Below are 23,015 nucleotides of genomic sequence, written 5' to 3' on the forward strand. Positions count from 1 at the left end.
GCTCACTCCGGGGGCGGTTACCGGTTACTGCCGGGCATTCGCCTTTCCCACCCGTCCATGGATTCAATGCGGGCCAACCGGGTGAACGCCCGCAACCAATCCCGTAGCCACCGGTTGATGAGGCCGTAGGACATGCGTCGCTACGTCGCTACTAGGAAAGGAACGCGAAGTGCTCAAGAAGGCAATGTTCGCCGCGGCGGCTGCCGCTTCTGTCATCGGTATGTCAGTGGCGGCCGCCCCCCAGGCTCTGGCCATCGGTGACGACTCCGGGCCGGCCGTGGCCAACGGCAACGGTGCCTCGTCGGCGTTCGGCAACTCGGCGACCAAGGGTGACATGAGCCCTCAGCTCTCGCTGGTCGAGGGAACCCTCAACAAGCCGTGCGTGGGCCTGGNCCAAGGGTGACATGAGCCCTCAGCTCTCGCTGGTCGAGGGAACCCTCAACAAGCCGTGCGTGGGCCTGGAGGACATCAACGTCCAGGTCATCAACGTCGTCCCGATCCAGGACATCAACGTCCTGTCGGACGAGCTGTCGCAGCAGTGCGTGGACAACTCCACCCAGGCGAAGCGCGACGGCGCCCTGTCGCACGTCCTGGAGGACCTGGCCGTCCTGTCGGCGAACGGCGAGTAAAGCCGCATCCGGCACCGCCTGGGCCGTCCGCTGTCGTCGTACGCGGACAGCCCGGGTTTCCCTCGCGTGTGTTTCGGTGGTGCCCCGGCGTCGTACGCGGTGCCGCCGCACGTGGACAACGCGTCTGTGGATGCGCGAAATCGCGCTGCTGCCCCTCCGGGGCACGGCGGCGGTTCGGTGCGTTCGAGTGAATTGCCAAACAGTTCACATTACGTAGTTTCTTCGGACCTCCGTTCCTCGTTAACAGCCCGAGGTCGTGCTGCGAGCCGTCCAGAATGCGCTCGCTCGGTTTCGGCCGTCACAGGGGCATGACCGCAAAGAAGGGAAAGCACGTGAATCACAAGAAGAGCGCAGCTGCCATCGCCGGAGCCATCATGGCCCTCGGAATGGCGGCGCCCGCCTTCGCCGACGCCGATGCCCAGGGTGCCGCAGTGGGCTCCCCCGGTGTCCTCTCGGGCAACGTCGTCCAGGTTCCTGTTCACGTTCCCGTCAACGTGTGCGGCAACACGGTCAACGTGGTCGGCCTGCTGAACCCGGCGTTCGGCAACGTCTGCGTCAACAACTGACACGTCGGAAGGCACCAGCCGTTCGGCTGAATCAGGCCGGCCTTGGACGACCTACTGGGCGCCAAGGCCGGCTTTTCCACTGTTACGAGCAGGAAGAAAACGACATTGCGACAGACCCTGAGCAGGGGAATGGTCGTGGCCGCGGCCGCGACGGGCATTCTGTCCATGTACAGCACCCCCGCGTTCGCCGACTCGGAGTCGTCCGGGACCACGGCGGGCTCGCCCGGTGTGGCGTCCGGCAACAACGTGGCGGTGCCGGTCCACGTACCGGTGAACGCGTGCGGCAACTCGGTCGACGTGGTCGGCGCACTGAACCCGGCGTTCGGCAACTCCTGTGCGAACGTCTCGGAGCGACGAGTGTCGCACGCCGGCCCCGACCACTCGTCCGGCCATGACCCGGGCCACCACGGTCCACCCCGTCACGAGTCGGGCCACCAGGGCGGTCACCACGAGTCGGGCCACCAGGGCGGTCACCGCGACGATGGCGGCCGTCATGACGACCAGGGTGGCCGCAAGGACCAGGGCGGTCACAGGGGTCAGGGTGGCCACAAGGACCAAGGCGGCCACCAGGGTCAGGGCGGTCACAAGGACCAGGGTGGCCGCAAGGATCAGAGCGGTCACAGGGGTCAGGGTGGCCACAAGGACCAGGGCGGCCACCAGGGTCAGGGCGGTCACAGGGACCAGGGTGGTCACAGGGACCAGGCCGGTCACAGGGACCAGGGTGGTCACGGCGAGCGCAGCGGGCGCGGGCACGGGGACGAGGGCGGTCGCGCAGACCAATCCGGCCAATCCGGTTCGCACGGGCCTTCGCACGGACACAAGCCCTCCGGCGGTCATGGCCACGAGCACGGTCACGGCCCCTCCGGCGGTCATGGCCACGAACACGGTCACGGCCCCTCCGGCGGGCACGGGCAGGCCGGGGCCGACGCTCACAGCCAGACGCACGGTTCGCCCGGTGCCGTCAGCGGCAACGGCGCCGAGGCGCCGGTCGACGTACCGGTCAACGTGTGCGGCGACTCGGTCGACGTGATCGGTCTGCTGAACCCGGTGTTCGGCAACGAATGCATCGTCCAGGAAGGCGACCCCGGTGGTCCCGGCGGCTACGGCGACGACGCGCCGCCCGCGCAGCCCCCGCACACCCCGCACACCCCGCCCCACACCCCGCCCCACCACCCGCCGCACACGCCCCCGTCCCACCAGCCGGGGACGACTCCTCCCGCGGAACCGCCGGCGACGGCTCCGCCCGCGGCGCCTCCGGCGGCCACGCCCCCGGCCGACCCGCGGCCCGGCCTCCCGCCCGAGTTGGCGCACACCGGCAGTGAGGGAATGCTCGCGGCCTCGGCCGCCGGCATGGGTCTGCTGATCGGCGGAGCGATCCTCTACCGACGCAACCGGGTCGTGTCCCCCCGGTGACGACGCGCCGGGTGCCGGACGGGTCGCGCCCGGCACCACGGCGACGGCGCTTGCGTCATCCATTGGGATCAGCACGGTGGGGCGGGCCGCCCGGGCCGCCACTCGGCGCAACCCCGGCGCGAGGCCGACGGGCGGGCACCGGGTGCGGTCGCGCGCACACCGGCCCCGGCCCGGCCGTCTGATGCCTCACCCGTGCGAGTGATCGCACTTCTCCTCGGCGCTCAGCCTCGGTTGGCGCAGTCCGCATTCATATGACTGGGTGTCAGTGACGGCGGAGATGAAGCGCGAGGAGCGGACATGGCCCCACTGGAACGGACCCGGACCCGACGGCGGGCATGCGGTGCCGCCTCACTCACCGCCGGGCTCCTCGTCTCGGCCGCCCTCGCGTCCGGGACGGGGTACGCCGCCGGCGCAAGGGCGGCCGAACCGCCGCTCCCGCCGCCGACCGCGCCCACCGGGGCCGTGGCTCCGACGGCCCCGACCGCGCCCCAGCCCGGGACGACCCCGCAGCCCACGCCACCGGAGAACCCCGAGAACCCCGAGGGCCCCGAGAACCCTGAGAGCCCCGAGAACTCCGGCGACTCCGAGGTCACCGAGGGCCGTGAGGGCGGTCGCGAGGGCCCGGCCTACGGTGCCTACCTCGACTACGGGCCCCGCGGAGTGGCCCGGATCGCGGAGCTGAGCCGCTGGCTGGGCGGGGCCGAGCTGCGCGTGGCGCACACCTACCTGCCGGGCGACCTCTGGAGCAACATCGAAGGGCTGCCCGGCTTCCTCGACGCCTGGGCGGACTGGCGCCGGCAGCGGGACGACCGGCTCTTCGTCCTGAACGTCCCCATGCTGGAGCGCAACGAGGACCACGTCTCCGACCCCGAGGTCCGCAGCCTGCTGCGGCGGGGCGCGGCCGGGGAGTTCGACCACCACTTCCGCAGGCTGGCCGAGCGACTCGTCGAACTGCGGGTGCCCGACACCGTCATCGTGCTCGGCTGGGAGATGAACGGCGTCACCTACACCCACCGCTGCGGACCGGACCCGGAGGCTTGGAAGGCGTACTGGAACAGGATCGTCACCGCCATGCGGGCGGTGCCGGGACAGAAGTTCCGGTTCGACTTCACGCCGAACCGCGGCCGGGACGCCATTCCCTGGACCCAGTGCTACCCGGGCGACGAGACGGTCGACATCATCGGCATGGATTCGTACGACCAGCCGCGCGGACAGTCGTTCGACGAAGCGGTCTCGGAACCCTACGGTCTCCAGGCGCACGTCGACTTCGCGAAAGAGCACGGAAAGCCGATCTCGTACCCCGAATGGGGGCTCTTCCGCAACGGGGACAACGCGGCGTACATGAAGGGCATGCTCGCCTGGCTGGACGAGCACGAACCGTTGTACAACACGCTCACGGACTACTGCCCGCACGGTGTGTGGCAGTGCGACGACAACCCCGACGCCTCCGGGATCTACCGGTCGGCGCTCTACGGCCGCACCGGTCCGGCCCCGGTCCCGACGCCGGTCGATCCCGCGCCCACACCCACCGGTCCGGCGCCCACACCCGCGCCCACCGGTCCGGCGTCGCCCGGACCGGCGGACCCCGCGCCCGTGCGGCCGCCGTACTGCTCGCCGGTGGAGCTGGGCGAGTGGGCGGAGTACTGGATCGGCGAAAAGTTCTGCCTGCGCCTCGACCGGTGGGCGCGCAGCCGCTGACCCGGAGGCGGCGGTGGGCCGGTCACGGCCTGCCGCCACCGCGTTCCCTCCAGTCGGCGAACCGGTCGAGCAGCTTCTTGCCGCGGTTGCGCGCGGCCACGTCGCAGACGGCCGCCGACATCAGCGGCGCCGTCCGCCGCCTGGCCAGCAGGAGGCGCTGGTTGACGACGGGCTGAGGGCGCCAGTGGTGCTTGTAGGGCTCGTTGCCGCGCAGCAGGCTCAGCACGCGCCGCCCGCCCGTTCCGCCGCCCGTTCCGATGTGCTGGGCGCAGGCGTGCAGCAGTATCGTCGCCACGTCCGCCTTGCGCTCCCTGAGCCGCGGATGCGCGCCGTACAGGTAACCCCCCGCCAGCCGCTCCGACAGCAGCGTCAGATCGACCGCCACCACGGCGCCGTCCAGCCTGAACTCGGTCACCACCGCGTCCCCGGCGCGCACCATCGGTCCCACCGAACGGATCAGATGGTCGGCGAAGCGGTCCTGCAGATGCTCGGCGGTCACCTTGCGGCCCCGCCACTGGAGCCGGTGCAGCTCCAGGAGCCGGCGCAGCGCCGCGTCCACCTCGTCGGGGCGGACGGCCCGCCGCTCGACGCCCAGCGTGCCCAGTTTGCGCAGCTTGGCGCGGACCCGTTGCTGGGCCTTGGCCGTCGCGAGCCGTCCGATCAGGTCGTCCATCGGGACGGCGGGCAGCTCCAGGCACAGCGAGTCGGGCAACCGCCGCCGGGGCCCGCGCCAGCTCGCGTACACCCGCTCCACCGCGCCGCCGGGCCGCACCTCGCGGAAGTCGATGAGCGCGGTGCGCGCGGCAGCGGCCAGGCCGTCGGTCAGGGCGGCGGCCGCGCGGTCGGCGCGCTCGCCGTCCTCGATCAGCACGTCCCCGAAGTCGGAGATCGGTCCGCCGAGCGGCACGAGGGCCGGCCAGGGCTGCCGTACGAGCATCAGCGGGGCCGCGGCCACCAGGTCGCCGCCGTCGCGGACCAGCACCAGGCGCAGCCGGCCCGGCGTGCCGTACGAGAGCCACCACGAGTGCAGCCAGGCGTGGCTCTGGAACGGGGTGGCCGCGCCGCACCGCCGGTACAGCACCCCCCACTCCTCGGCCAGCCGTCCGAACTCCCGCTCGTCCGCACAGAGTTCGGTACGCAGTCCGGTGACCGGTCCCGGGGCGGGAGCCGAGACGGGGGCCGTACGTGCCCCCGTGCGTGACCCCATACGTGATCCCATGCGTGACGCCGTGCGCGATCGCGTGCGCGCATCCGTGCGCGGGGCGGCGGCTCTCACAGCTGTCCGCGGAAGACGGCGGCGGTGGCGGGACCCGGCACCGAGGCCGCGGGCGGCGCCTCGGGCGCCCGGCGTGGCCGGACCAGCAGCGCGAGGCCGCCGAGCAGCCCGCCGGCGCTCGCGCCGACGAGACCGGTCACCGCCGCCGACGCCGAGGACGCCTCGGTGGGCTCGATCGCACGGGAGAACTGCAGCAGCTCCACGTGGGTGCTGTCCTCGGCGTCGTTCGCGTGCCGGGTCAGCGAGCGCGACACGGCGTTGGCGATGTCCGCGGCGAGGTCGGGCTGTTCGGAGGTGGCGGTCACCGAGACCATCGGCGCGTCCGGCGAGGTCGCGGCCCGCACGCTCTCGCGCAGGGTCGACACCGGTACGCCCGCCCACACCTGGGCGTCCCCGAGCACCGCGAGCTGGGTGGCGATCCGCCCGTATGCCTGCGCGAAACCGAGCGCGGCCGCCGGGTCCGACTGCTTCGTGGGGACGGCGACGACGTAACTCGTGGCGGAGTACTGCGGTGTCTTCAGCGCGCCGTACGAGCTGCCGAGCGCACCGCCGAGGACGGCTCCCGCGGCCAGCAGGCACCAGGGCGGCAGCGCCCCGGCGCGGACGAGTGCGGCCCTGGCGTGGGCGGGAGCCGTCCTGGCGCGGGCGAGTGCCTCCCTGGCGCCTGCCGGCCGCCAGGTCGAACGGTTGGGGCTGTCGGTCATGCGGAACTCACTCCCAGAGTTGCGGCCGTGTAGAGGTCCATGAGCCGGTCGGCACTGCGGGTGATGCTGTAGTGGTGGGCGGCGTCCGGCACCGCACGCGGCCCGGGTCCCTGCACGCGCACCTGCCGCAGGGCCCGTACGAACGAGTCCGTGCCGCCCCGCACGCGCCGGGCGAGCGGCGCCGCGTCCGGGGGCAGGTCGGTGACGGCCGGGCAGGAGACGTAGAGCACGGGCAGGCCCGCCGCCAGGGCCTCCACGACGGCGAGCCCGAAGGCCTCCTCCGCGCAGGGCGAGGCGAGCACGTCCATGGCGCTCATCAGGGACGGCAGGTCGAGGGACGGCAGGTCGAGGCCGTTCGAAGAGCCCGGCCGGTCGGTCCGGGCGGTCCGGGCGGTCCGGTCGGGTCCGTTCGGGCGTTCGCCCGCGAACAGCACCCGGTCGGCGACCCCGCCGTGCCGGGCCGCCTGCCGCAGCGCGTTCTCCTGCGGACCCCCACCGACCAGCAGCAGCCGGCAGTCGTCCGGGAGTTCGGCCAGTGCCCGGACGAGCACCTCGAAGCGCTTGCCGGCCGTCAGCCGTCCGACAGCGCCGACGACGTACGCCCCCCGCGGCAGTCCCAGCCGCCGCCGGGTGCTCTCCCGCCGGGCCGGGTCGAAGCGGAAGCGGGCCACGTCGAGACCGTTCGGCACCACCTCGATGCGCGGTTCCGGTACGCCCCAGCGGCGCAGCCGTTCGGCGACCGTGGGGGAGACGGCGACCGTCGAACGGCCCAGGCGCTCGCTCGCCAGATAGAGCGCCCGCACACCGGGGGTGAGCGGCCGGCCCTCCATCTGCGAGTCGCCGAGCGAGTGCTCGGTGGCCACGACGGCCCGCACACCGGCGAGGCGCGCGGCGAGCCTGCCGTACACGCAGGCCCGGTACAGATGCGTGTGGACGAGGTCGTACCGGCCGTCGCGGATCAGGCGGACGAGCCGGGGCAGCGCGGCCAGGTCGCGGTTGCCCCGTATTCCGAGGTGGGTGACGCGTACGCCGTCCGCGGCGAGGCCCTCGGCCACGGCACCCGGGTTGGTGAGGGTCACCACGTCGCAGTCGACCGGGAGGTTGCGCACCAGCAGCCGCAGTTGCTGCTCGGCCCCGCCGACGCCGAGGCCGGTGATGACGTGCAGCGCCTTCACCGGACCTCCCGCACCGTGTCGGCGTCGGGGACGGGGGCGGGGACGGGGGCGGGGGCGGGGAGGGGGGCGGCGCCGGGCAGGGGCACCGGGCGTCTGCGCAGGCGGTTGAGGCGGTACTTCAACAGCATCCGTACGGAGGTGTCGTTCTCCCCGATGTGGACCCGGGGAAGGGCGAAGACACCGGTGAGCGGGCCGGGGTCGATCGCGCAGGCGTAGCCGTACCCGGCGGCCCGCACGGCGTCGGCGACCCGCCGGTCGACCGTCCCGTACGGGTAGCACAGGCCCTGGACCTCGCGGCCCGTCAGCTCGGACAGCAGGACCCGGCTGCCGCCGACCTCGGCCCCCAGCAGCGCGTCGTCGGCCAGGGCGAGGTCGACGTGGGTGAGGCCGTGCGAGGCGATCTCCAGGCCCTCGGTGTCCGCGAGCCGGCGGACGGCGTCGGCGGTGAGGAGCGGTCTGCGGGGACCGAGCGGGTCCCACTCGTTCGTGCCGCCCAGTCTGCCCGGCAGGACGAACACGGTGGCGCCGAAGCCCCATCGCCGCAGTACGGGCAGGGCGTGGTCGGCGAAGTCCGCGTACCCGTCGTCGAAGGTGAGCCCCACCAGGTCCTGGCCCTCGCCCCGGGCACGGGCCGCGAGCAGGTCGGTCACGCTCACCCCGCGCAGGCCCCTGCGGTGCAGCCAGCCCAGCTGCCGGTCGAGGCGGCCGGGGGAGACCGTGATGCGGTACGGGTCGTCCGAACAGTCGCCCACCGAGTGGTACATGGCCACCCACAGGGGCGCGGACGGACGCGTGCGCGGACGCGGGCACGCACGCGGGCGCGTGGGGGTACAGGGCAGGCCGTTCTGGTCATCGGTCCGGTCATCGGTCGTGTCAGTGGTCGTGTCGTCGGGCGTGTCAGCGTTGACGGGCATGCGGCAGCCTTCGGGTGACGGAGCGGAGAGCGGTACGGAAGGCGGGTGCGACGGCCTGGACGCCGAGCGACCCGAGCAGCAGGACGTAGACGGCGACGACCGTGAGGCCGCCGGCGAGCAGGGCGAGTTCGGGCGAATCGAAACGGCTCGCGCACAGGGCCCCCGCCACGGCCGCGCACACGGCGGCGCGGACCGGTTTGCTGAGTTCGCGAATGACCCGGCGGGTACGGATCGGCACGCTGCGCCTCTCGTTCATGCCGGACAGCAGGAGCACCGCCGTGAGGGTGATGCCGGTCGCGTTGGCGGCGGCGATCCCGCAGACGCCCCAGTCCTCGATGGTTCCCGCGCCGATCCACGAGGTGGCGACGATGCCCGCGGTCATCGCCGCCAGCGGGTACCAGGTGGGGCGGCCGGCCGAGAAGTACGTCCGTACGAGCGCGCCCACCAGTGTGTGGCCGAGCAGCCCGACCGTGTAGACCCGCATGACGGCCGCCGTCGCCGCCGTGTCCCCGGCGGTGAACGCGCCGCGCTCGAAGAGGAGCCGGATGATCTGCGGGGCGCAGGCGAAGACCGCCGCCGCGCCCAGCAGCACTATGCAGGAGGCGACCGAGACGTCGCGCTCGACCCGGTCGCGGGCCCGCTCGGTGTCCCCCTCGGCGAGCGCCTGCGCCAGCACCGGGAAGGTGACGGTGCACAGCATCAGCGAGAGGGTCATCGGGATCTGGGCCACCTTCTGGGCGTAGTTCAGGTGCGAGATGGCTCCGGAGGGGAGGTTGGAGGCGAGGTAGCGCTCGATGAGGACCTGGGACTGACGGCAGAGGGCGAAGAGCAGGACGGGGGTGATGAGGGCGAGGTCGACGGAGTGCGCCACGGACTGCTTGGCCGCTGCATCCGTCTCTGCCTCTGCCTCTGCCTTTGTCTTTGTTTCTGTCTTTGTCTCTGTTTCCGTCCCTGCGGTGTCTCCGGCGGCTTCGTTTCCGATGGTGGCTTCGGTGCCGGTGCCGGCACCGGTACCGGCACCGGTGTTGGTATCGGTGTCGGCCGTGGACCGGCCGCGGCCGAAGAGCTGCCGTACGAGCGCGGGCACCTGTGCCGCCACCATCAGGCAGCCGCCCAGCGCGACGCCGACAGCCGCCGACCGCACGCCCCAGCGGCCGCCGAGCACGAACATCGCCGTGATGATGCCGGTGTTGTAGGCGACGTAGATCGCGGCGGGCGCCAGGAAGCGGCGGTGCGCGCGCAGCGCGGCGCTGCAGTAGCCGGCGAGCCCGAAGCTCAGGACACAGGTCGCCGTCAGCCGGGTGCAGTCGACGGCGAGCCCCTGGTCGGGCAGCCCCGGCGCGAGCCCCGCCACCAGGTAGGGCGCCCCCATCACCAGCAGCGCGGACACCCCCACCAGGGCCAGCGCCAGGCGCGGCAGCGTCGAGGCGATGAGCGCGCGGACGGGATCCCTGCCAGTTCCGCCCCCGCCTTCCCCTTCCCTTCCGCCTCCCTCTCCCCTTCCGCCCGACTGCGACTGCGACTGCGACTGCACCTGCACCTGCGACCGCGACCGCGCCCGCCGGGCCACCGCCAGGCTGAACGCCGGGACCAGCACGAAGGCCATCCCGTCCTCGATCAGCAGCGTCGCAGCGACCTCCGGCACGGTCCACGCGACGAGGAAGGCGTCCGTCTCCGTTCCGGCCCCGAAGAGATGGGCGAGCGCCTGGTCCCGGCCCAGTCCGAGCAGCGCGCCCGCGATGGAGAGGACCGCGGTGACGAGCGTGGCCCTGGCGAGGAACCCGCGGGTGGGCGGGGCGACCTCGGAGGGCGCGCCCGCACGGGGCGCGCCGACGGTGGGCGGGGCACCGGTGGCCGTGCCGGGTTCCTCGCCCCCCGCCACCGCTTTCGTCGTCCCCTCGCCCTCCGCCCGGGACGGCGTCACCGTCATCGTTCCCCGGCCCCCTCGGCGGCCAGCGCCCACCAGGCGGCGAGGCCGAGGACCAGCGCGGTCAGCACGGTCGAGGGGCCGCCGATGTCGGCGTACACGAAGTCGACCAGCTGCCAGAGCAGCAGCCCGCAGGCGATCAGCGCGCAGTCGGCGCCCTCCGGTGAGCGCCGCGCGCTCAGGAGCCGCCGCAGACCGCCGACCAGCAGCGCGAGCCAGCTGCCCGCCAGCGCGAGCAGTCCGAGGAGCCCTTGCTCGCTCAGCACCAGCAAGTACATGTTGTGCGGCGACAGGAGCGGCTGGCGCCGGAATCCGGCGCCGGCCCCGTCCGTGTCGCTGCCCGAGGACAGCGCCAGCGAGGCGTGCCCGTCGCGGTGGTCGGGGAAGCCCTTGAGCCCCACGCCGGTCAGCGGCCGGTCGCGCCACATGTCGACGGCCGCCGTCCACATCGTGTACCGGTCGGTCACCGACTGGTCCGGTGCATCCGCGACCTGAGTGATGCTGCCGATGCGCTCCTGGAGCATCGCGGTGCCCACGCCGAACCCGCCCACCAGGACCACCGCGGTCGCCCCCACCGCCGCGAACACCCGCACGGCCCGCCGCAGTCCGGCGAGTACGACCTGTACCCCGCACGTCACGGCCGTGGCGATCCACGCCCCCCGGCTGAACGACAGCGCGAGCGGCAGCAGCAGCGCCAGCGCGCACAGCGCCGCCACGGCCCGCTGCCGCGCGGACCCGGAACCGAGCGCGATACCGAGCGCGCACACCAGCCCGAACGACACCACGGCCGCCATGCCCATGATGTCCGTCGACCCGAACGTGCCCACCGCCCGGATCATCTCGCCCCGGTACGAGGCCCCGGTCCCGGTCACGTACTGGTGGACACCGAGGGCCCCCTGCCACCCCGCGAGCCCGACGAGGGACCAGGCGACGAGGCGTGCGTCACGACGGTCGCGGACCAGCAGCATCACCGCCGCGGGCACCAGTACGAAGATCTGCAGATAGCGCACCAGCCCCGCGGCCCCCGCCCCGGCCGAGGCCGCGCCGGCCGTCGCGAGGGCGAGGCCGACGACGGGCAGTCCGAACACCACGGCGGCGGTACGGGACAGGGGGCGCCGGCGATCGCGTACCAGGCGCAGCGCGCAGCCCAGCACGACCAGCCCGGACACGGCGTCGGCGACGGTGCCGCCGCCCTCCCCGGAGACCGGCAGTGTGAGCGTGGCGACGAGGGCGAGCACGGGCAGCACGGGCAACAGGGGCAGCAGGGGCAGGAAGCGGCGGGACGCCGCCGTCGCGACGGCCACCGGGGACGGGACGGGCAGGGCCTGCGTCACCGGCTCAGCTCCCCGTCGGCCGCACGAGCAGGACCGCGGTGCGCACCAGGATGCAGACGTCCTGCCAGAGCGACCAGTCGTCGATGTACGCGTTGTCGAACCGGCAGCGGTCCTCGATCGACGTGTCGCCGCGCAGCCCTTGGATCTGCGCGAGGCCGGTGATCCCGGTCCGCATCCGGTGGCGGGCCGCGTATCCGGGGTACGCCTGGCTGAACCGGTCGACGAAGAACGGCCGTTCGGGACGCGGTCCCACCAGGCTCATCTCGCCCCGGAAGACGTTCCACAGCTGGAGCAGCTCGTCCAGCGAGGTCCGCCGCAGGAAGCGGCAGAACCAGTGCATCTCGTGCTCGTTCGCCACGCTCCAGCGGGTCGCCGCCTCATGTGCGTCGACCGGCCGGTGCGTACGGAACTTCAGCAGGGTGAACGGCCGCCCGTCCTTGCCGATCCGCTCCTGCCGGAACACCACACCGGGACCGTCGACGGCCCGCAGCACCGCCGCGCACCCCAGCAGCACCGGGCCGGCCACCAGCAGCAGGGTCCCGGAGGCCAGCACGTCCAGCAGCCGCTTCCCGGCGCTCCCGTACCGCCGGTCCGCCGAAAGCCGCAGGCAGGTGAACCCGGCCAGCCGCTCGGCCCGCCCGGCCCGTGCGATCCGTTCGTATGCCGACGCCGACGCCGACGCCGACGCCGACGCCGACGTCAATGTTGATGTTGATGCCGATGTCGACATGGGTGTTGACGCCGGTGTGTCCGCGTCCACCTCCCACACCGTGCAGCCCGCGTCGCCCAGCGCCCGCAGCAGCGGGCCCTGCACGGCGCGCGGGGCGGGTCCTACGGCGAGCACGTCCTGCACACCGTTCTGGATGAGCGCCCGCTGGACCTCCTCACCGGTGGTGAGCACCGGCAGCCCCTCGGTGCCGTCCGCCCCGTCGGCGACGACGCCCACCGGCCGCACCCCGCACCCGGGGTGCCGCAGGAAGGCCGATGCCACCCGCTGCGCCTCCACGGCGCGGCCGACCACCAGGGCCGCCCGCGGGCGGCGCAGCAGCGCCCGGCGCCGGTGCCCGTGCACGACACCGCGGCCCGCGCAGCTCACCAGGGACTGCACCACGCAGCCGAGGACCAGGGTGCGGGCGGACAGCGCGTGCTCCGGGGAGTACGCCGCCAGCAGGGCCGCCAGCGCACACCAGCCGGCCGCGATCCGGCCGCAGAGAGCGGGCAGTTCGTCCAGGACGGCGGGTACGCGCGCGGCCTCGTACAGCGCTCCGCGCGCGTTGAGCCCGAGCACCGCCAGCATCAGTACGGCGAGGGGGAGCGGATGCGCGAAGGGCAGTGCCAGACAGCCGCCGGCCAGCGCGGCCCCGGTGTCCACGACGGGCAGCGGCAGCCGTGAGGCCCGCTCTCCGAAGGGCTGCCGGCCGCCGGGGAGCCTGAAGCCGTCGGCCGCCTCGCGCGGCGGGACGACCGAGACGGGCGCGAATCCGTGGTCCACCGCCCGCGGCGGGCCGCCGGGGGAGGGGACGGTACTTTCCGCAGTCACGTGTGGATGGACTCCCTGCACTCGGTGTGGTCCGCGTCCGTGGTCCGCCCGGCCGGCCAGGTGCCGATCAGATCGCGGTACACGTCGGCGACGGCCGCGGCCGTGCGCCGTACGTCGTGGGTGGTCGTTGCGTACCGGCGTGCCTGACGGCCGAGCGACTCGCGCAGCGGCGGGTCGAGGAGCAGCCCGGCGACGGCCGCGGCCAGCGTCCCGGGCTGCTCGGGCGGTACCAGACAGCGCGGCCCCTGGTCCGGCGGCAGGCTCTCGCGCGCGCCGTCCACGTCGCTGACCACGACGGGCCGCCCGCAGGCCATGGCCTCCAGCGGCGCCAGCGCCATGCCCTCCCAGCGGGACGGCAGGACGACCAGGTCGGCGGCCCGGTACCAGGGCGCCGGGTCGGCGACGGCCCCGGCGAACAGCACGGACCCGGGGGCCCGGGCCCGCAGCGTCCCCGCGTCCGGCCCGTCGCCGACCAGTACGAGCCGCGCGTCGGGCACCCGCCGGGTCACCTCGTGCCATGCCTCCAGGAGGACGTCCTGCCCCTTCTGCCGGCACAGCCGCCCGACGCAGACCACGAGCGGTGCCGCCGGTCCGACCTCGTCGAGCAGCGGGATCCCGGCCCGTACGGTGCCCGCCGGCGCCGGTTGGAAGCCGTCCAGGTCGATGCCGTTGGGGATGACGCTCCACCGGCCCCCGATCCCCGACCGCTCACCGGTCCGCCGCTCGGCCTCGCTGACGCACACCAGCCGCGACGCCCAGCGCGCGCCCAGCCGCTCCCAGGCGAGGGCGAGCAGTCCGGTGGCCCCGCCCGCGGCCTCGAACGACCAGGCGTGCGGCTGGAACACGGTCGGCATCCGCCCGCGCACGGCGAGCCGCACCGCGAGCCCGGCCTTGGCGCTGTGCGCGTGCACCACGTCGGGGCGCACCTCCCGCACGGCCCGGCGCAGACTCCGCACCTCCCGCGCGAGCCCCGGACCGGGCGAACGGGTCGCGGGCCAGTGCCGTACGCCGCAGCCCAGGGCTCCGACCGCCGCCGCGAGGCCGCCGGACCCCGGACAGGCGACGGTGACCTCCGCACCGGCGGCCAGTTGCGCCCGCACCAGGTCCGTGACGACGCGGGCGACCCCGCCGTCGACGGGCTGGGAGACGTGCAGGACCCGCGGGCGGGGGACGGTCGGTGGCAGTTGCATGCGCGCTTTCCTCGCTCACGGGCGGCGCTCCCGGGGAGCGCGACGGAACTCGGGGGGACGGGAGCAGGGAGGGAGGAGGGGAGAGGGGTGATGGGAGAGGGAGGGGCATCGGCGCTTCGCGTCGACGGTGGCGCACAGCGCGCCGGCCCGGCCCGCGTCCCGCGTTCCGCGACACGGCCGTGGGCCGCGGGCCCGGTCGGTCACCGTCGTGCCGCAGGTCCTTGCCGAGATCGAGGACGCCGGAGTGGTACCACGGAACAGCGCATGACCGGCGCTACCCTTTCGGGGGAATTTTCGGCGGAAGGGTTTACGGGTCCGGCGGACGGACGCAATGTGCACATCACATGAGCGCCACCATGACTTCCCTTCTGTTTCAAGGCCTGAGGAAGAACGCAACTGTATCCGCTATCCCTATTTATTCGTGAAAGCCGTCAAGTGTGTCGGAATCGTGTGCACACTCCGGTGTTAACCCTCTGGCTCGCGTCTGGTAACGGCCCGGAGCGTCACTCTTTTGGAGGCACAACCGGTGCCCGTGCCACGCGTTGATTCCAGGACCGGGCACCTCCGCCCGGCTGTTGTTTTCAATCCCAAGGAGCACTTCTCCATGTCGCGTATCGCGAAGGGCCTGGTCCTTACCTCCGCTGCCGCCGCCACCATGGCCGGCACCGCCGGCGTCGCCGCTGCCGACAGCGGCGCGCACGGTGTCGCCGCTCACTCCCCGGGTGTCCTGTCCGGCAATGTGCTGCAGGTCCCCGTTCACCTGCCGGTCAACGTCTGCGGCAACACCGTGGACATCATCGCGCTGCTGAACCCGGCGTTCGGCAACCAGTGCGTGAACGACTGACGTCGAAGCCCTTTCCCTGATCGGCCGTCCTCCCGTCCGGGGGACGGCCGATCGGCGTTGCTCCGGTGGGTGGGTGGGTGGGTGGGCGGGCGGAGGGGAAACGGGAGGTGATGAGGGACGGGGGAGTGGGGGGAGCGGAAGGTGGTGGCCGAGGCGGAGCGGCTACCGGACCGGCGTTTGTTCCGGACCTTGTTCGAGCAACCCTCCGTGGTTTTCGTATGAGGAATCACATTTACTGATTTATTAACGGGGCGCACCCTTCGATCGGGTGGGTTCCAGGAATCTTCGACGTGTGGGGTTTCCGTCCCGATGAGGGGTCGTTGGGCAGGAAGCAGTGCGGGAACAGGCACACGCGGTGCCTGACCGCCGGGAATCCGCTCCGGTGACGCGAGTCGCCGACGAAAGGAACACGATGAAGTCCCTGAAGGCCGCCGCTGTCGTTGCCGGGTCGATGGCCGTCGCTGGTGTCGCCGCGCCCGCCCTCGCCGCCGACATGCCCCCCACCAGCCTCAACGGCGGCGTCAACTCGGCCGTCCCCAAGCTCCTCTACGAGCCGGTGGACGTCATGCCGCTGAAGTCGCAGTCACGGGCGCTCGACACCGAGAACGAGGGCTCCATCCTCAGTGCGTTCTCGCACGCGACGGACGCCCTGAACGCGGCGGGCGGGCCCACCGGCCTCCTGGGCGGTCTCCCCCTCGGGAAGTGACGCCCTCCAGCCGTGTGCCCGTGCGGAGCCCCCGACGGAACCTCCCCCGCGCGTCCCCTTCCCGACGCGGGCCTCGGCACGCTCGTCGTCATGGCGTGGAGCGGTGAGCACCCGGACGGCGCCATGCCCTACCTCCTGGCCTACTCGCTCGGCGACGGCGAGGACGGGCCGGAGGGCTCCGCGGCCGCGGTCGAGCGGTGGCTGCGCGCCGGCGGGCTGTCCCTCGGCTCCTCGGTCGTCGACGCCACCCGGCAGCCGGACTTCCCGGTCCGCCTCCTCGTCGAGGGGGGCCGGGCCCTCGTCGGAGTGGCCCCGCTCCACGGCGCGGCCCCGCTCCGCGCCGAGTGCCCCGTACCGCCGCAGTGGCTCACCGCGATCGGCGAACGCGGCTACGCCTACCTCCTGTTCACCACCCGCCCGTGGGCCGAGGCCGAACCGGGCAGGCCCGTCACTCCGGAGGCCCTGGCAGCCTTCGCGGACGACGAGGAGACCCTGACCAACGCGGCACACGTTCTCGTACCGGCCCGTGTTCTGCGCGTCTGATCCAGGATGCCGGGGTGCCGGAGGGGGCATTGGTGTGACTTTCGGGTGAGCTGAGGATTGCGCCGATCGAGGGAAGTTTGACCTGATCCCGTCCGCCGGGTCGTTACCCGTTCCGGACGCACTCCCGAATTCCGAAAGGCCCGCGCCTGATGAAGCCGACCTCCCGAGGAACCTTCGCCGCCGCCGTCGCCTGCGTGGCGGCGGCCGTCGCGACGCCCGCCGTCGCGGCCGACGCGGTTCCGGTCGCCGTGCCCCTGGGCGGTGTGGAGCACTCCCTGGGTGTGGAGACGCCCGAAATCGGCGGCACGGTTCCGCTGCTCAAGCCGGGCACCCCCGACGGGCCCCGGTACACCGAGGGCCGGCTGATGCCGGACCGCACCCTCCCGCAGCTGCCGGTCAACAGCGAGATGCCCTCGCTGGACCTGAGCACACCGCTGCCGCGCGTGCCCGGGGAGTCCTTCGACCATCTCAGCGCCACCACGGCCGCCTCCGATCTGCGCGCGGTGACACCCGGTGCCGCGCTGGACGCGCCGCTGTCCGCGCCGCGTGCGGACGCGCTCGGCCTCCCGGCCCCGAAGCTGCCCCAGGCCGCCCTCCTCGCGCCGGCCCTGCAGGCGGCACCGGAGGCAGGGCTGGATCTGGCGTCCGGACGGTAGGCGTCCGGACGCCGGAAGCTCGTGCAGGACGTGTCGGAGGGCGTGGGAGTGAGGATGGCAGCGGGGAACAGTACGCGGCGTGACGTCGTGAGAGGGCTGCTCGCCGCGGCCGTGGCCGCCGCCCTGGCGCCACTCGTCACGGCGTCGGGGCCCCCGCGGACATCGCGGACGTCGCGGTCATCACAGCCGCCGCGCGCGGGAGACGGGTCCGGCAGCGGGATCGACGGCGGGATCGGCGGTGGGCCGGGCGGGCCGCAGCGGTTCGGGACGGAGCCGCAGACCCGGTCCGCGGCGGAATTCGACGAGATGTACCGCGGGTGCCGGATCCGCGGGTTCAAGGACACGCTGTGCGGAGAGCGCCCGGCCGGGACCGTACGACCGACAGGAGCCGTACCACCGGCCGGGGCCGTACGACCGGCCGGGGCCGTACGACCGGCCGGGGCCGTACGACCGGCCGGGGCCGCGCGTGCGGCCTCCCCCGCGGCCTCCGGCGGGTCCTGGCGGGTCACCGTGGACGACCGCCCGCTGCACCTCATGAGGCGGGCCGACGGCGGCTATCTGACGATGGTCGACCACTACCAGTCGTACCCGACCCCGCTGGCCGCCGCCCGCGCCGCCGTCGACGAACTGGGCGGCACGCTGCGGCTGCGCGCGACCGCCGCGCGGGCGGAGCGGGGAGAGGGGCACGGACATGGCGTACGCGCGTAAGAACGTGAGCGCGCTGACGCGTACGGAGAAACGCCGGCTCGTCGACGCGTTCCTCCGGATCAAGCGCACCGGCGAGTACGACGAGTTCGTCCGGATCCACATCGACCACTATGTGGCGGACGGCGAGGGCGGACTGCGCGCGGCCCACATGGCCCCCTCCTTCTTCCCGTGGCACCGGCGGTTCCTGCTGGACCTGGAGCGGGCGTTGCGCCGGGCCGACCCCGGGGTGTCCGTGCCGTACTGGGACTGGACGAAGGACCGCACCCCCGCCGCCCCGCTGTGGGGGGACGACCTGCTCGGAGGCAACGGACGGCGGTCCGACCGGCAGGTGACGACAGGCCCCTTCGCCCGCCGGCACGGGAAGTGGGTCGTCAGGGAGTCGACGACCGACGGCGACTACCTCATGCGCGACCTCGGCAGACCCCGCGATCCGCTCGACCTGCCCACCGCGGACGATCTCGACGGGGCGCTCAGGGACCCCGTGTACGACGCCGAGCCCTGGGACTCCACCTCCGACCGCGGCTTCCGCAACAAACTGGAGGGGTGGGGCGCCGGGCGTGGCAACGGCGCCTGGCGCAACCACAACCGCGTCCACCGCTGGGTCGGCGGACACATGCTGGGCGGCGCCTCCGTGAACGACCCCGTCTTCTGGCTGCACCACTCCTTCGTGGACCTGCTCTGGACGCGCTGGCAGCAGCGGCACCGGGGTGCGCGCTATCTGCCCGAGTCGCCGCCGGAACTCGGGGACCGGCAGTACAGGCGGATCGTGGCACGGCACGAGGCGATGCCGCCGTGGCGGGTGACGCCGCAGGAACTGGAGGACCACAGCCGGATCTACCGGTACGTGTGAGACCGCGGCGGAGGCGGGGCGGCACGGGCGGGACGCAGGACACGGGGAGGCCCCCGGCGGTGCACACCGCCGGGGGCCTCCCCGTCCGAGCAGCGGCTCGGTGGCTCAGTGGCCGTAACCCTCGTGCTTGTTGCTGATGTTCGCGCACTTGTTGCCGAAGGCCGGGTTCAGCAGGGCGACGACATCCACGGTGTTGCCGCAGAGGTTGATCGGAATGTGCAGCGGAACCTGGATGACATTGCCCGACGCCACGCCGGGCGAGCCGACGGCCTTGCCCGCGGCGTCCGCGTCCGCCATGGCCAGACCGGCACCACTGAGCACAACGGCACTCGTGCCGAGAGCGACACCGGCTGCCTTCGCGATGCGAGACATCACGTTTCTCCTTCGAATCGGTGAGTGCGGCAGCACGAACGCGACCGCACTGCCCCTTCAACGCGAGGATTGACGACGGGTAACGGTACGCAACATGACATCATCCCCCAAGGTGTTTCATATGGGGTGATGAACCACAAGAGCCGCGATCCGGAGCCGGAGTCGGAGCCCAGCCAGGCCCGTCGGGTCACGGACGCGTGCAGCGGCCCTTCGGGCTGGCGGCCGGGGGGCTGCACTGGAGGCCCAGATCACCGGCGCTGGTGCTCAGGTAGCGGCCGATGCAGGTGTCCCGTGTGGTCCTGCCGCGTTCGTCGCAGAAGGTCAGAGCGGCACGGCCGTCGGTGAACGGACCCGGGGCGTAGATGACCCAGTAGCCCGGTCGGAGGGACGCGTAGTCGTCGCTGCGGAGGTAGACGGCCTCGGGGACGGACTGCCGTACGGCGGCGAGCCGCCGGTCGCGCGTGGCCGTACCGGAGCCGACCGGTTCGGAGAAGAGCTGGGCGATCCATCTGTCGCCGGGGGCGGGCGGCTGACCGGCCGTCTCCTTCGAACGGGTCGGTGAGGGGGAGGAGGGGGCCCGCGACGACGGAGGGGCCGTTGACGACGGAGTGGCCGTTCGTGAGGTGGCGACCGGTGGTTTCTGCCCGGCGGGCCGCGAGGACGAGGTGGGGGCGGTCGAACGGTCGCCGCCCTTGGCGCCGTCGGCCTCGCCGTCGTTGCCGTCCGGGTCGCCCAGGGTGAGCACCAGAGCGGTCGCGGCCGACACCAGGGCGACCCCGACGACGGCGACGGCCGCGACGAGTACGGCGCGCTTCCCACGCCCGTCGCGTCCTTCGTGTGCGGACGAACGGTGGCCCTCGACACGCGTCGGTTCTCCACGCGTCGGTTCTCCACGCGTCGGTTCTCCACGCGTCGGCTCTCCACGCGTCGGCTCTCCACGGGTCGGCCCACCGGCCGGTCCGCCCGGCGCGGGCGGTGCGCGCAGGACGTGGGTCGGCGTCGTCGTGAGGCCGGGCGGCAGCGGAGCGGTCTCCGTCGGCAGCGCCCAGTCCGGCGTCGTACCGGACTCGACCTGCGCCAGCATGGCGTCCAGCCGCGCCGCGTCGGGCCGGGCGGCGGGATCCCGTACGAGCAGGGCCTGGAGCACGGGCGCCAGCGGGCCGGAGCGCACCGGCGGGGGCACCGTCTCGTCGAGTACGGCGGCCAGGGTCGCCAGGGTCGTACCGCGGCGCAGGGGGCTGACGCCCTCGACGCAGACGTACAGGACCAGTCCCAGGGACCAGAGGTCGGACGCCGGATCGTCGTCGTTGCCGCGGATCCGCTCGGGGGCGATGTACTCGGGCGAGCCGATGAGCTCGCCGGTCGCCGTCAGGGCGGTGGATCCCTGGAGCGCCGCGATGCCGAAGTCGGTGAGAACGGCGGAACCGTCGGCGCGCAACAGGATGTTGGCGGGTTTGACGTCCCGGTGCTGGACTCCGGCCGCGTCGGCGGCGCGCAGGGCACCGAGCACCTGGCGGCCCAGGCGGGCGGCCTCCGCCGGGTGCAGCGGACCGCCGGCGAGGCGCTCCTGGAGCGAGACCCCGTCCACCAGTTCCATCACGAGCCAGGGGTGGGGATGGGTGTCCACGATGTGATGGATCATCACCACGTTCGGGTGCCTGACCCGGGCCAGTGCCCGCGCCTCCCGCAGCACCCGCTCGCGGACGGCTTCGGAGGCCGCCGCGTCGTGCCGTACGGCCTTGAGCGCGACCTCCCGGTGCAGCACGCTGTCACGCGCCCGCCACACCGTCCCCATACCGCCGCTGCCGAGCCGTCCGATCAGCTCGAACCGGCCGTCCACCACGTCCCCCGGTGCGTCCATGGCGGACAGATTAGTGGGACGGGCGGAGCCGTCGACCCGATGAGCCCGGCCGCCGGCCCGGTGGGGCGCGGCTCCGGACAGCAAGAAGCCCTCCCGGAGGGAGGGTGGGCGGTGAGCGCCCCCGGCAGGACTCGAACCTGCGGCCAAGCGCTTAGAAGGCGCCTGCTCTATCCACTGAGCTACGGGGGCCGGGTGTGGTGGCCTTGTGGTGCTGGTGCCCGGGTATGGGCGGGGCTGTGACCTTGCCGGGGACAAGGATAGAGCTCCTGGGTCCCTGTGCTTCGCCTCCGGCCTCCGTGGCTCGATGTGGAGGTTCGGTGAAGCGGTCCTGATAATCGCAGGCAGGTACGAATCGTGCATCGCTTTTGGCGTCTCGCGCCCCGGGTGTTGTGCACTCGTTATGCCTGCGCCCCAGTCGTCGCTTCTGTCCCATGTGTCCGATCGGCGCGCAGGCAAGCCCATATGCTTCAGAAAGCCGTTAAAGTTGGGCATTCTTCGCATGTGGTGACCTTGGACGTACGGCCCCAGCTGCTCGACGCACTCTCCGCCCTGCGCGACCGTGTCGCCGCCGCGCGCTTCCCGCTCCCCCTGGCGGGGGCTCCACGCGCGCGTGCCAACCGCGACGAACTGCTCGCGCAGCTCGACGACTATCTCGTGCCCCGGCTGAGAGAACCCGAAGCACCCCTGCTCGCCGTGATCGGAGGCTCGACCGGGGCGGGCAAGTCGACGTTGGTCAATTCCCTGGTGGGGAGGCGGGTCAGCGAGGCGGGGGTGCTGCGGCCCACGACGCGTACCCCGGTGCTCGTCTGCCACCCGGAGGACCACCACTGGTTCAGCGGGATGCGCGTACTGCCCGACCTCACGCGCGTGTGGCTGCCCGAACAGGACCTGGACGACGACCCGCTGCTGCCGGACGAGGACGACCCGCGCGTCCTGCGCATCGAGACCGCCGACACCCTCCCCGAAGGGCTCGCACTCCTGGACGCGCCCGACATCGACTCCCTGGTGGCCGACAACCGGGTGCTCGCCGCCGAACTCATGTGCGCGGCCGACATCTGGGTCATGGTCACCACGGCGGCCCGGTACGCCGACGCGGTGCCGTGGCATCTGCTGCGTACCGCCAAGGACCACGACGCCACCCTCGTCACCGTGCTCGACCGGGTGCCCCACCAGGTGGTGTCCGAGGTCTCGCGCCAGTTCGGCGCGCTCCTCGCCAAGGCGGGCCTCGGTGACGTGCCCCGCTTCACCGTGCCCGAACTGCCCGAGTCCGCATGGGGCGGAGGGCTGCTCCCGGCCACGGCCGTGGCGCCGCTGCGCGCCTGGCTGGTCCAGCAGGCACAGGACCCGGGCGCCCGGCAGCGGGCGATGTCCCGCACGGCGTACGGGGCACTCGACTCGCTGAAGTCGCGGATGCCCGAACTCGCCGGTGCGGCCGCGGTCCAGTACGCCGCCGCGCTGCGGCTGACCACGGCCGTCGAGGGGGCGTACGACAGCGAGTACACGCGTCTGCGGGGCCGGCTGCAGGCCGGGGCCGTCCTGGCCGGGGGCGCGCTCAAGCGGTGGCGCAGCTACCCGCTGGACTGCAGCGCCGGTGAACTGCTCGACGCGCTGGTCGAGAGCCTGGGCACCCTCCTGCTGTGCGCCGTCACCGCCGCGGACGAGCGCATCGACGACGCGTGGCGGCGCGAACCGGCCGCGCAGGCACCGGGCCTGACGGACCGCGATCCGACGCTGGAGAGCGCCGAGCACCGCATCGGGATGGCGGTACGGCGCTGGCGGCGGGTCCTGGAGGAGTACGCCGAGGACGAGGTGGGCGCCCTGGAGAAGAGCGTGGCGCCGGATCCCGAAGTGGTGGCCGCGCTGGTCGCCACCGTGCTCCTGGGGGGCCGGCGGGCGCGGTCCGCGGGCGAAGGGCTCGCCGAGCGGATCGGCGCCCACGGCGCCCTGCGGCTGCGCGACAAGGGTGGCCGGCTGCTCACCGACTACCTCCGCAAGGCGCTGGACCACGAGCGGGAGCGGCGGCTCGCCCCGCTCGACGCACTCGACGTACATCCGGAACCGCAGGCGGAACTCATCGCCGCGCTGTCCGTACTGCAGAAGGAGAGGTGA

The 23,015-nt window shown here is 73.2% G+C and carries 20 protein-coding genes, 1 tRNA gene and 1 pseudogene; 11 read left to right on the top strand and 11 right to left on the bottom strand.

Annotation, left to right across the window (positions count from 1 at the left end):
* Positions 1-169: 169 nt before the first annotated feature.
* From KM933_RS40595 to KM933_RS16470, 4 genes and pseudogenes are all read left to right on the top strand, one after another.
* A pseudogene (locus tag KM933_RS40595) lies at positions 170-629 on the top strand (rodlin).
* A gap of 308 nt (positions 630-937) precedes the next feature.
* A complete protein-coding gene (locus tag KM933_RS16460; RefSeq protein ID WP_221352817.1) occupies positions 938-1,195 on the top strand; it encodes a chaplin in 258 nt (85 codons plus the stop codon).
* 105 nt (positions 1,196-1,300) lie between these two features.
* On the top strand, positions 1,301-2,608 hold the full coding sequence (locus KM933_RS40275) for a chaplin family protein (protein WP_308013422.1): 1,308 nt from the start codon (positions 1,301-1,303) through the stop codon (positions 2,606-2,608).
* Between the two features lie 297 nt (positions 2,609-2,905).
* Complete coding sequence (locus tag KM933_RS16470) at positions 2,906-4,306, top strand: glycoside hydrolase family 26 protein (protein ID WP_221352819.1); 1,401 nt, start codon at positions 2,906-2,908, stop codon at positions 4,304-4,306.
* 22 nt (positions 4,307-4,328) lie between these two features.
* On the opposite strand, the gene KM933_RS16475 is transcribed toward KM933_RS16470, so the two are convergent.
* The 8 genes from KM933_RS16475 to KM933_RS16510 all read right to left on the bottom strand — a co-directional run bounded on the left by KM933_RS16475 (position 4,329) and on the right by KM933_RS16510 (position 14,366).
* A complete protein-coding gene (locus KM933_RS16475; RefSeq protein WP_221352820.1) occupies positions 4,329-5,513 on the bottom strand; it encodes a GNAT family N-acetyltransferase in 1,185 nt (394 codons plus the stop codon).
* Positions 5,514-5,578: 65 nt separating this feature from the next.
* The gene (locus tag KM933_RS16480; RefSeq protein ID WP_221352822.1) at positions 5,579-6,286 is read right to left on the bottom strand and encodes a YveK family protein; all 708 of its coding nucleotides are present in this window, start codon (positions 6,284-6,286) and stop codon (positions 5,579-5,581) included.
* Complete coding sequence (locus KM933_RS16485; RefSeq protein ID WP_221352824.1) at positions 6,283-7,461, bottom strand: glycosyltransferase; 1,179 nt, start codon at positions 7,459-7,461, stop codon at positions 6,283-6,285. The genes KM933_RS16480 and KM933_RS16485 overlap by 4 nt, the downstream gene beginning before the upstream one ends.
* The gene (locus KM933_RS16490) at positions 7,458-8,225 is read right to left on the bottom strand and encodes a polysaccharide deacetylase family protein (protein ID WP_221352892.1); all 768 of its coding nucleotides are present in this window, start codon (positions 8,223-8,225) and stop codon (positions 7,458-7,460) included. The genes KM933_RS16485 and KM933_RS16490 overlap by 4 nt, the downstream gene beginning before the upstream one ends.
* Positions 8,226-8,358: 133 nt before the next feature.
* Positions 8,359-10,305 carry a murein biosynthesis integral membrane protein MurJ gene (gene murJ / locus KM933_RS16495; RefSeq protein ID WP_221352826.1) on the bottom strand — a complete coding sequence of 649 codons (1,947 nt, stop codon included), beginning with the start codon at positions 10,303-10,305 and terminating at the stop codon, positions 8,359-8,361.
* A complete protein-coding gene (locus KM933_RS16500) occupies positions 10,302-11,636 on the bottom strand; it encodes an O-antigen ligase family protein (RefSeq protein WP_430727323.1) in 1,335 nt (444 codons plus the stop codon). Before KM933_RS16500 ends, murJ begins: the two co-directional genes overlap by 4 nt.
* Positions 11,637-11,640: 4 nt before the next feature.
* Positions 11,641-13,176 carry an exopolysaccharide biosynthesis polyprenyl glycosylphosphotransferase gene (locus tag KM933_RS16505; RefSeq protein ID WP_221352828.1) on the bottom strand — a complete coding sequence of 512 codons (1,536 nt, stop codon included), beginning with the start codon at positions 13,174-13,176 and terminating at the stop codon, positions 11,641-11,643.
* On the bottom strand, positions 13,173-14,366 hold the full coding sequence (locus KM933_RS16510) for a glycosyltransferase (RefSeq protein WP_221352830.1): 1,194 nt from the start codon (positions 14,364-14,366) through the stop codon (positions 13,173-13,175). Before KM933_RS16510 ends, KM933_RS16505 begins: the two co-directional genes overlap by 4 nt.
* Positions 14,367-14,970: 604 nt before the next feature.
* Here KM933_RS16510 and KM933_RS16515 point away from each other — a divergent pair.
* The 6 genes from KM933_RS16515 (at position 14,971) to KM933_RS16540 (ending at position 18,673) form a co-directional block, all read left to right on the top strand.
* Positions 14,971-15,210 carry a chaplin gene (locus KM933_RS16515; RefSeq protein WP_221352832.1) on the top strand — a complete coding sequence of 80 codons (240 nt, stop codon included), beginning with the start codon at positions 14,971-14,973 and terminating at the stop codon, positions 15,208-15,210.
* A 412-nt stretch (positions 15,211-15,622) separates the two neighbouring features.
* Positions 15,623-15,916, top strand: coding sequence for a hypothetical protein (locus tag KM933_RS16520; protein WP_221352834.1), 294 nt, complete (start codon positions 15,623-15,625; stop codon positions 15,914-15,916).
* A 12-nt stretch (positions 15,917-15,928) separates the two neighbouring features.
* Entirely contained in the window at positions 15,929-16,459 is a 531-nt protein-coding gene (locus KM933_RS16525; RefSeq protein ID WP_308013423.1) for a DUF5949 family protein, read from the top strand.
* Between the two features lie 149 nt (positions 16,460-16,608).
* A complete protein-coding gene (locus KM933_RS16530) occupies positions 16,609-17,115 on the top strand; it encodes a hypothetical protein (protein ID WP_221352839.1) in 507 nt (168 codons plus the stop codon).
* 54 nt (positions 17,116-17,169) lie between these two features.
* The gene (locus KM933_RS16535) at positions 17,170-17,823 is read left to right on the top strand and encodes a tyrosinase family oxidase copper chaperone (RefSeq protein ID WP_430727324.1); all 654 of its coding nucleotides are present in this window, start codon (positions 17,170-17,172) and stop codon (positions 17,821-17,823) included.
* Positions 17,807-18,673, top strand: coding sequence for a tyrosinase family protein (locus KM933_RS16540; protein ID WP_221352841.1), 867 nt, complete (start codon positions 17,807-17,809; stop codon positions 18,671-18,673). Before KM933_RS16535 ends, KM933_RS16540 begins: the two co-directional genes overlap by 17 nt.
* A 105-nt stretch (positions 18,674-18,778) precedes the next feature.
* Here the strand turns inward: KM933_RS16540 and KM933_RS16545 are convergent, their stop codons facing one another.
* The 3 genes from KM933_RS16545 to KM933_RS16555 form a co-directional block, all read right to left on the bottom strand.
* Positions 18,779-19,045: a chaplin gene (locus KM933_RS16545; RefSeq protein WP_221352842.1), complete on the bottom strand. Its 267-nt coding sequence runs from the start codon at positions 19,043-19,045 to the stop codon at positions 18,779-18,781.
* 187 nt (positions 19,046-19,232) lie between these two features.
* Positions 19,233-20,906: a serine/threonine-protein kinase gene (locus KM933_RS16550; protein WP_221352844.1), complete on the bottom strand. Its 1,674-nt coding sequence runs from the start codon at positions 20,904-20,906 to the stop codon at positions 19,233-19,235.
* A 116-nt stretch (positions 20,907-21,022) separates the two neighbouring features.
* Positions 21,023-21,095, bottom strand: a tRNA-Arg gene (locus KM933_RS16555).
* A gap of 312 nt (positions 21,096-21,407) precedes the next feature.
* On the opposite strand from KM933_RS16555, the gene KM933_RS40280 reads away from it, so the two are divergent.
* Complete coding sequence (locus KM933_RS40280) at positions 21,408-23,015, top strand: dynamin family protein (protein ID WP_221352846.1); 1,608 nt, start codon at positions 21,408-21,410, stop codon at positions 23,013-23,015.

The sequence above is a fragment of the Streptomyces beigongshangae genome (assembly GCF_019710745.1).
Classification (GTDB): Bacteria; Actinomycetota; Actinomycetes; order Streptomycetales; family Streptomycetaceae; genus Streptomyces; species Streptomyces beigongshangae.

What these genes read in the sequence shown, in the direction of transcription:
- KM933_RS16460 (WP_221352817.1), top strand. Translation starts at nt 938, where the DNA reads ATGACCGCAAAGAAGGGAAAGCACGTGAATCACAAGAAGAGCGCAGCT.
- KM933_RS16480 (WP_221352822.1), bottom strand. Translation starts at nt 6,286, where the DNA reads ATGACCGACAGCCCCAACCGTTCGACCTGGCGGCCGGCAGGCGCCAGG.
- KM933_RS16550 (WP_221352844.1), bottom strand. Translation starts at nt 20,906, where the DNA reads ATGGACGCACCGGGGGACGTGGTGGACGGCCGGTTCGAGCTGATCGGA.
- murJ (WP_221352826.1), bottom strand. Translation starts at nt 10,305, where the DNA reads ATGACGGTGACGCCGTCCCGGGCGGAGGGCGAGGGGACGACGAAAGCG.
- KM933_RS16515 (WP_221352832.1), top strand. Translation starts at nt 14,971, where the DNA reads ATGTCGCGTATCGCGAAGGGCCTGGTCCTTACCTCCGCTGCCGCCGCC.
- KM933_RS16470 (WP_221352819.1), top strand. Translation starts at nt 2,906, where the DNA reads ATGGCCCCACTGGAACGGACCCGGACCCGACGGCGGGCATGCGGTGCC.
- KM933_RS16510 (WP_221352830.1), bottom strand. Translation starts at nt 14,366, where the DNA reads ATGCAACTGCCACCGACCGTCCCCCGCCCGCGGGTCCTGCACGTCTCC.
- KM933_RS16545 (WP_221352842.1), bottom strand. Translation starts at nt 19,045, where the DNA reads ATGTCTCGCATCGCGAAGGCAGCCGGTGTCGCTCTCGGCACGAGTGCC.
- KM933_RS16520 (WP_221352834.1), top strand. Translation starts at nt 15,623, where the DNA reads ATGAAGTCCCTGAAGGCCGCCGCTGTCGTTGCCGGGTCGATGGCCGTC.
- KM933_RS16540 (WP_221352841.1), top strand. Translation starts at nt 17,807, where the DNA reads ATGGCGTACGCGCGTAAGAACGTGAGCGCGCTGACGCGTACGGAGAAA.
- KM933_RS16535 (WP_430727324.1), top strand. Translation starts at nt 17,170, where the DNA reads ATGGCAGCGGGGAACAGTACGCGGCGTGACGTCGTGAGAGGGCTGCTC.
- KM933_RS16530 (WP_221352839.1), top strand. Translation starts at nt 16,609, where the DNA reads ATGAAGCCGACCTCCCGAGGAACCTTCGCCGCCGCCGTCGCCTGCGTG.
- KM933_RS16475 (WP_221352820.1), bottom strand. Translation starts at nt 5,513, where the DNA reads ATGGGGTCACGCACGGGGGCACGTACGGCCCCCGTCTCGGCTCCCGCC.
- KM933_RS16490 (WP_221352892.1), bottom strand. Translation starts at nt 8,225, where the DNA reads ATGTACCACTCGGTGGGCGACTGTTCGGACGACCCGTACCGCATCACG.